This is a genomic window from Desulfogranum marinum, from assembly GCF_016918565.1.
Lineage (GTDB): Bacteria > Desulfobacterota > Desulfobulbia > Desulfobulbales > Desulfobulbaceae > Desulfogranum > Desulfogranum marinum.
In genome coordinates this window covers 23,133-31,075 of sequence record NZ_JAFFQD010000049.1, presented here as the reverse complement: position 1 = coordinate 31,075, position 7,943 = coordinate 23,133, and the positions used below count along the sequence as shown (strand labels likewise).

7 protein-coding genes are annotated in these 7,943 nt (G+C 49.7%); 5 read left to right on the top strand and 2 right to left on the bottom strand.

The window, feature by feature from the left end; translation table 11 throughout:
- Positions 1-376: 376 nt before the first annotated feature.
- The 5 genes from hoxE to JWH17_RS19975 all read left to right on the top strand — a co-directional run bounded on the left by hoxE (position 377) and on the right by JWH17_RS19975 (position 5,719).
- The gene (gene hoxE / locus JWH17_RS19995) at positions 377-907 is read left to right on the top strand and encodes a bidirectional hydrogenase complex protein HoxE (protein ID WP_232371217.1); all 531 of its coding nucleotides are present in this window, start codon (positions 377-379) and stop codon (positions 905-907) included.
- On the top strand, positions 891-2,543 hold the full coding sequence (locus JWH17_RS19990; protein ID WP_269755892.1) for a NuoF family protein: 1,653 nt from the start codon (positions 891-893) through the stop codon (positions 2,541-2,543). The genes hoxE and JWH17_RS19990 overlap by 17 nt, the downstream gene beginning before the upstream one ends.
- Positions 2,540-3,304 carry a bidirectional hydrogenase complex protein HoxU gene (gene hoxU / locus JWH17_RS19985; protein WP_205224460.1) on the top strand — a complete coding sequence of 255 codons (765 nt, stop codon included), beginning with the start codon at positions 2,540-2,542 and terminating at the stop codon, positions 3,302-3,304. Before JWH17_RS19990 ends, hoxU begins: the two co-directional genes overlap by 4 nt.
- A gap of 438 nt (positions 3,305-3,742) precedes the next feature.
- Positions 3,743-4,276, top strand: coding sequence for an NADH-quinone oxidoreductase subunit B family protein (locus tag JWH17_RS19980; RefSeq protein WP_205224459.1), 534 nt, complete (start codon positions 3,743-3,745; stop codon positions 4,274-4,276).
- A 21-nt stretch (positions 4,277-4,297) separates the two neighbouring features.
- Positions 4,298-5,719, top strand: coding sequence for a Ni/Fe hydrogenase subunit alpha (locus JWH17_RS19975; protein WP_205224458.1), 1,422 nt, complete (start codon positions 4,298-4,300; stop codon positions 5,717-5,719).
- 84 nt (positions 5,720-5,803) lie between these two features.
- On the opposite strand, the gene JWH17_RS19970 is transcribed toward JWH17_RS19975, so the two are convergent.
- Entirely contained in the window at positions 5,804-7,210 is a 1,407-nt protein-coding gene (locus JWH17_RS19970; RefSeq protein WP_369125072.1) for a glutamate synthase-related protein, read from the bottom strand.
- A 77-nt stretch (positions 7,211-7,287) separates the two neighbouring features.
- The gene (gene rbr / locus JWH17_RS19965; RefSeq protein ID WP_205224456.1) at positions 7,288-7,809 is read right to left on the bottom strand and encodes a rubrerythrin; all 522 of its coding nucleotides are present in this window, start codon (positions 7,807-7,809) and stop codon (positions 7,288-7,290) included.
- Positions 7,810-7,943: the final 134 nt, after the last annotated feature.

Below are 7,943 nucleotides of genomic sequence, written 5' to 3'. Positions count from 1 at the left end.
CATATCGGCTCCATCAAGTAAAAAATGGTTTAGAAGATGATGGAAAACTATAACATAATATCAATATTTCAGATAGTTAAAACACTATTTGCGCTCGTTTTGCTGTAGTAATTATTCGAGAAACCCTTTATTTGAAGTGAAAAGGGCACAAAATATGAATTGATGGTTTTTCATGCTTTTTTCCTTCAAACACGTTTTTTTAGAACGTGTTTTGGTTGTTTTGAAACTTCTCAAAAATACGCTGGTACTGCTGAACTTTTATTGGCATCATGCAAACAGGAGAGATATAATAAAGCTATAACCTCTAACTCCTATGGGCTTTCATGTGCCTGCTATCTGGTCATAGATAATGAGCAGGCTTGTCAAGGAGGAAGCTATGATACATGATGTTAGGGAGGCGTCATCGGCAGAAAAAAAGGCTGTCGCCGCCCAAGATTTGCAATGGCGTGCTGTTGACCGTACCATGCGGGGTCATGGAAATCATCCGGAAGCCCTTATTGAAACCCTCCACGTAGTACAAAACACCTTTGGCTATATCGATCAGGACGCCATGGAGTATGTGGCCCATGGGCTGCACGTGCCACTCAGTCAGGTCTATGCCGTAGCCACCTTTTATCACTCTTTCACTTTAAAACCACCCGGAGAACACGCCTGTGTTATCTGCACAGGGACCGCCTGCTATATAGGCGGATCATCCTCTCTGCTTGACGCTATCCATGAATATGCTGGTATTGCGCCTGGAGAAACCACCAAAGACGGTAAGGTTTCGCTCCTGACTGCACGTTGTCTTGGCTCGTGCGGCCTTGCTCCTGCCGGGGTATTTGATGGAACAGTGAACGGAAAGCTACAGCCCTCTGATGTTGTACAACAACTAAAAAGGTGGGGAATCGATGACGCTGACACTTGATGACCTAAAACATGTTGCCGAAACGGAAAATCAAAGGCTAAGCAGCTATCAGTACCGGATTAACATCTGCGTGGCCGCCGGCTGCCTCTCCTGCGGAAGTGGTGAGTTAAAAACCACCTTAAAAGAGGAGGTAAAGCAGCGGGGGCTGGAAGATCGAATTTTAGTAAGAGGTGTGGGCTGCATGGGGCCTTGTTCCAAAGGGCCGCTTGTTGCTGTTCAGCCGGGGAATATATTTTACCAGGGATGTAGTGGTGCAGATGTCGATGCTTTACTGGACTCTTTGGACACCGAACCGGTGGAACGGCTGCGTTGTCCTGCAGATCATCCGTTTTTTGCAAAACAGCATAAGCTGGTCTTGGAAAATTGCGGGGTAATAGATCCGGAACGAATCGAAGAATATATTGCTGCTAAGGGATACGAGCCCCTGTATACGGCGCTGCGGACTATGGCTCCCGAAGAAGTGATAGAGGAAGTCAGCAGGGCCGGTTTACGGGGCAGAGGCGGGGGCGGCTATCCTACCGGTTTGAAATGGTCCACTGTTGCCAATGCCTCTGACCGGACAAAGTATGTTGTCTGTAATGCGGACGAGGGAGATCCTGGAGCGTTTATGGATCGGAGCGTACTTGAAAGTGACCCCCACCGGGTCCTGGAAGGGATGGCCATCGGCGCCTATGCTGTTGGCGCGAATTACGGCTACATTTACGTGCGGGCGGAATATCCCCTTGCTGTGAAAAGGTTGAAAAAAGCAATCATCCAGGCAAAGCGGATCGGTCTTTTGGGAGAAAATATTTTTAACAGCGGGTTCAGCTTTGATGTGCAGGTGCGACTTGGTGCAGGTGCCTTTGTCTGTGGTGAGGAAACCGCACTTATAGCTTCCATTGAAGGACATCCCGGAAAACCTCGTCCCCGTCCTCCTTATCCTGCTGCATCAGGTTTAAGGGGCTGCCCAACCTTGATCAACAATGTGGAAACCTTTGCCAATATAGCGCCGATTATCCGTAACGGCGGTGACTGGTTTTCCCGGATCGGATCTGCGGAAAGCAAGGGCACAAAAGTTTTTGCCCTTGCCGGAAGAGTCAAGCAAACCGGGTTGATAGAGGTCGACATGGGAACAACGCTGCGTGAAATTGTGTATGATATTGGTGGGGGAATCGTTCAGGAGGGGACTTTCAAAGCGGTGCAGACCGGGGGGCCTTCCGGTGGCTGCATCCCTGAGCAATTTTTGGATATGGGGGTGGACTATGGCTCCCTTGCCAAGGTGGGGTCTATCATGGGTTCAGGCGGGATGATCATTATGGATCAGCAATCCTGCATGGTGGACGTGGCCAGATTTTTTATGGAATTTTGCATGAGCGAGTCGTGCGGCAAATGCGTTCCCTGCCGGGTCGGTACTGCCCAGATACATGAGTTGCTTGTCAAAATTATTCGCGGCAGAGGCGAGATGTCGGATTTGGCAATGATTGAGGAACTGTGCGGCCTTGTCAAAGATGCGTCGTTATGTGGACTCGGTCAGACCGCAGCTAATCCGGTCATAAGTACCCTGCGTTACTTTAAAGACGAATACCTGGCCCATATTCAGGAGAAAAGGTGTGTGGCCGATTCCTGTGCCAAGGTCATAATCACGGAGGCCTTATGAATCCTTCAGCAAAGCGTCCTCCGCGTCAGGTAACGGCAGGTGAGCCTCAGGCTCAGGTTCTGACGTTTAAGATAAACGATATAGATGTGAGTGCCAGGGAAGGCGAAACCATTTTGTCGGTAGCAAATCGCTATAACATTACGATTCCAACTCTTTGCCATCTGGATGGGTTATCGCCGTATGGAGGATGCCGGATCTGTGTTGTTGAATTGAAGCAGAGCGGCAAGTTGGTCCCGGCCTGCATCACTTGTCCCATGGAGGGGATGGAGATCCTGACTCATTCGCAACAGGTGATGGAGTCCCGGAAAAAGATACTGGAGCTCATTTTTTCTGAACGCAATCATGTGTGTGCGGTCTGCGTTTCCAATGGGCATTGTGAACTGCAGCAGTTGGCAACCGATCTTGGGCTCACTCACGTTCATTATGCGTATCGGTATCCGCACCTGGCTGTTGATGCTTCACATCATCACTTTGTGCTTGATCCCAATCGATGTGTACTATGCCTGCGCTGCGTCAGGGTGTGCGCGGAAATAGAAGGGGCCCACACCTGGGATGTGATGGGGCGGGGGATATCGTCGCAGATTGTGGCCGATTTGAATCAGCCGTGGGGAAGCTCAACAACCTGTACCAGTTGCGGCAAATGCGTGCAGGTCTGCCCAACCGGCGCACTCTATGAAAAAGGGAAATCTGTTGCAGAGATGGTCAAGAACCGGGAGTTCCTCCCCTATCTCCAGGAGATGCGGGATAGGAAACACTATTAGTGATCAATAAGGTCACTTATTATCCAAAATCATAGGGTTTGTAACTGTGTAACCATTTAGCCCGGATTTCTCATCAGTGAAGTTTTTCGCAGATCGAGGCGCAGGACACGCAGCGGGTAAGCGTAGACTCCGATAGTAAGCTACCGCAAATGGCCTGCAACAAAGAGTCTGCGGAAAAATCCGCTGACCCGGAGGGTGAGTTTTTTGATTATCGACGAAAAAACAGTCTTTTTTTTAGCGCTACCGTATTTTATATAAATATCAAAAACTTAAGTCGAAAATAGAAAAACTCACGAGAAATTCGGGTTAGCGGTGCTATAGCTCTGACAAGGTGGATGCGCTGCGCTTATCCACCCTGTACTGATTGTTTGTAAGGTGGACACCAGGAAGACAAGGCTCCAGCCGGTATCATGAAAATGGAAAAGGGAAGAGGCTGCAATGAACAAGGTACGGATTGCAACAACCTGGCTTGACGGCTGCTCAGGCTGTCATATGTCGTTTCTGGATGTTGATCAACGATTGGTTGATATAGCTGATCAGATTGAGATTGTTTACAGCCCTCTGGTTGATGCGCTTGCAATTCCGGATGACATTGATGTTGCTTTTATCGAAGGTGCGGTGAGTAGTGAAGATGATGCCCGCAAGGTCCGTCTGTTGCGTGAGCGCAGCAAGCTGTTGATAGCCCTTGGCGACTGTGCTGTAACAGGAAATGTTTCGGCAATGCGTAACGCCTTTGGCGTAGAGGAGGTGCTGGAGCGAGTGTACTGCGCCGGGGCGACCGGGGAAGATGGCGTGCCGACCGAGGACGTCCCTCGCCTGGAGCCTCACGCATCTCCGGTCCATTCGTATGTGAAGGTTGATGCTTTTTTACCGGGATGCCCTCCACCCAGCGATGCCATATTGTATATGGTTACAGAGTTACTGGCGGGGCATGTTCCCGATATGCTAGGCAAGAGTCGCTTCGGGGCTTGATCAAAGAAAGAGGAGGAGGACATGGCACAGCAGGTTGTTATTGAACCGATCAGTCGCATCGAAGGGCATGGGAAGATAACCATTCAGCTGGATGAGCAAGGACAGGTTGCAGATGCCAGGTTGCATGTAACGCAGCTCAGGGGATTTGAAAAATTTTGTGAGGGCAGGCCATTCACCGAAATAGTCTCACTGGTGGAAAGAATCTGCGGAATATGTCCCATCAGCCACTCCATGGCTTCTTCCAAGGCATGCGATCAGATTATGGGCGTGAGGGTTCCGGACGCTGCACTGAAGTTGAGAAAAATGATCAATTTTGGAGCCTTTATCCAATCCCACGCACTGAGTTTTTTTTATCTCTCTTCACCGGACCTGTTGCTGGGCATGGATGCTGAGCCGGAACAACGCAATATATTTGGGGTGTTAAAAGCAGACCCTGTTTTGGCTAACGACGGGATTCGGCTACGGCAGATCGGCCAGCAGGTTGTCGAGTGGCTGGCCGGCAAGCGGATTCATCCTTCCTGGGTAGTACCTGGTGGGGTCAATAAACCTTTCAATGCGGTATTTAAAGATGATATTCAGGCCATCCTTCCAGAAGGTGTAGAGATTGTACAGCGCGCATTGGCCTTTTTTAAACAGTCCACCTCCAAGTTTGATGACGAGATCCGGACCTTTGCCAACTTTCCTTCCTATTTTCTCGGGCTTGTCGACCGGAACGGGATGCTGGAATATGTGGATGGCAGGCTGCGATTTATAGATGCAGCCGGGGATACTGTTGTCGACCAGGTGGATCCGTCTAGATACCAGGAGTATGTCGCCGAGGCTGTTGAGACGTATTCGTATCTTAAGTCTCCTTATTATAAGCCATTGGGCTACCCTGAAGGCATGTACCGGGTCGGTCCTGCAGCCAGGCTGAATGTCTGCAGCGGCATCGCCACCCCGTTGGCTCATGCAGAGTGGGCTGAATTTCGAAACCTTGCCCCCAAAGGCCCGGTGCTCAGTTCGTTTTTTAACCATCATGCCAGATTGATTGAGATGCTGTACGGGTTGGAAATGCTGGACCGGCTGCTCAGGGACGAGGATATTCTGGATCAGAATATACGGGCAATTGCCGAGCCTAATTTCCAGGAAGGAATCGGAGTGGTGGAGGCACCACGGGGAACATTGTTTCATCATTACAAGGTGGACGGCAACGGACTGATGACCTGGTTGAACCTGATTGTGGCCACCGGGAATAACAATCTTGCCATGAACCGGGGACTGCTTCAGGTGGCAAGGCATTTTGTCCATGGCGACAAACTGACTGATTCGGCAACCAACAGGCTGCAAGCTGTTATCAGGGCATTTGACCCCTGCCTGAGCTGTTCCACCCATTGTCTGGGGACAAAGGGTGGAGTTATTCAGTTATTGGCAGCCGACGGTGAAGTGTTGGATGAGGCTGGCTGACGATGTTAAAATGATAGACGCTTTGGAAATGTTACTAGCCAGACCTCGATCAGAAAAAAACCTTTTTCAAGGTACCTGGTAAGTTCAGACATGTCGTACCTCTGTGTGGGCCGAAATTTCAGAATTGGTGGTCCGCAGGTCCTTGATGCTGAGGTCATGTATCTTGGTGTTGCCGGTTAATCTGGTGAAATCTTCCAGCTCGGCAGTGGAGACTTTTAAAAAATTATGCAGTCTGCGGGTTGCGTGATCAATATCCAACCGTGCCCGTAATTCAGGATCATGGGTAGCAATCCCGACTGGACACTTGCCACTATTGCATATTCGGTACTGCCGGCAGCCGATGGCAATCAGAGCACTGGTACTGATGGCCACGGCATCGGCTCCCAGGGCAAGGGCTTTGGCAAAGTCAGAAGAAACACGTAAGCCGCCAGTGCAGATCAGGGAGACGTGAAAGGCCTTTCTGGCGTTAAGATGTTTCCTGGCACGGTAGATGGCAAAAGGGGTCGGCACGCCAACAGAACTTTTTACATATTTTGGTGATGCGCCTGTACCGCCTGACCTGCCGTCCAGGGTGATGAAATCAGGCTGTGCATGCAGGGCAAAGTCGAGATCCTCTTCAATATGACCGGCTGCTATTTTAATCCCGATCGGTCTGCCTTCTGAAGTCTGCCGCAGCCAGGTAACTTTTTCCTTTAGTTGTTCTCGGGTAATAATATCTTCAAAATGGGCAGGGCTGACGATGTCAACTCCTTCTGCAAAGCCCCTGATATCTGCGATTTCCCTGGTAACTTTGTTTGCGGGAAGATGACCACCCATGCCTGGTTTGGCAGATTGGCCGAACTTGATCTCAATGGCGTCTACCGAGCGCAGATTTTCTTCTGTGACGCTATATCGATTCGGTACGTATTCAAAGATGTACTTATGAGCATTCTCAAAGGATTCAGGCAGGATTCCCCCTTCACCTGAGCCTATGGCAGTCTGCATAGCGCTGCTGCCACGTGCCAGAGCAATTTTTGCTTCTTTTGAAAGTGCTCCAAACGACATGTGGCTGATAATGATGGGAGTGGCAATTACCATCGGTTTTGTCGCCATGGGGCCGATAGTGGTGGTTGTTTCTACGGGATCATCATGGTTGAGCGGGGTGCGGGAGAGTTGAGCGCCTTGGATAAGAATATCATTCCACTTGATCAAGGTTGCCTTGGTCTGCATAGGTTCGATAATGGATTGACCCGATTCGGCCATGGCAACTATATCGGCTAAATAGGTTTCGTGGCTATCTTCTGTTTTTAAAGGCTCAAAGGCAATCGGATCTTTTTTGGTGGTTTCCCGGGTGTCTTCAAACGTGTCTGGTTCAGCTCCGATCCTTCGCCAGAAGGCTTTACCGGACTCGCAGACCGGGCAAACCCAATCAGGGGGCAGGTCATTCCACGCTATATTTTCCTGTGCTTCGTCGTATTCGGTATCGCAAACGGTACAAAGATAGACAGCCATCATCTCCCTCCTGATTTTTGAACATCTACACTGCCTGTTGAGCAGACGGTGTAGATGTTGTCAGCTAACACATTGAGTTAAATATCCATATTTGCAGGCTGGTAGTATTCTCTGGGGTGTTTGCAGGCTGGACACTTGGGTGGTGGTTCTGTTCCCTCGTGAGTAAAACCGCATACTGAGCATTTCCATTTAATCGGTTGGTCACGCTTGAAAACCGTGCCGTTTTGTACCATCTCCAGGCAGCGCTTATAGCGGTCGCGATGGTGCGCTTCAATCTTGGCAATTTGTTTGAAAAGGATCGCTGCTTCCATGTTACCCTCTTCTTCAGCTTCTTTAGCAAAAGTCGGGTACATGTCGGTGGTTTCGTAATTTTCGCCGTTTATCGCTTCCTCCAGATTGGCGGCGGTAGTACCAATGCCGTTGAGCATTTTGAAGTGATCGTTGGCATGACGTTGTTCATTGGCAGCGGTCTCGTCAAAGAGTTCAGCTATGTAATGGTAACCTTCCTTGCGGGCAACCTTGGCAAAAAAGGTATACATGTTTCTAGCTTGAGACTCTCCGGCAAATGCTGCTTTCAAATTTTCGACTGTTTTCGACATGGTGCCTCCTTGTTGGTCATTGAACGTTGCGTGCATGAACTTGCATTGCGCGCTGTGTGGTAAGCTAAGCTTTGTCCTTGTTTTGGGGGGAAGTCTCCTTAAGGGGTGCCTTGAAAGATTGGTTATTCTTCCAG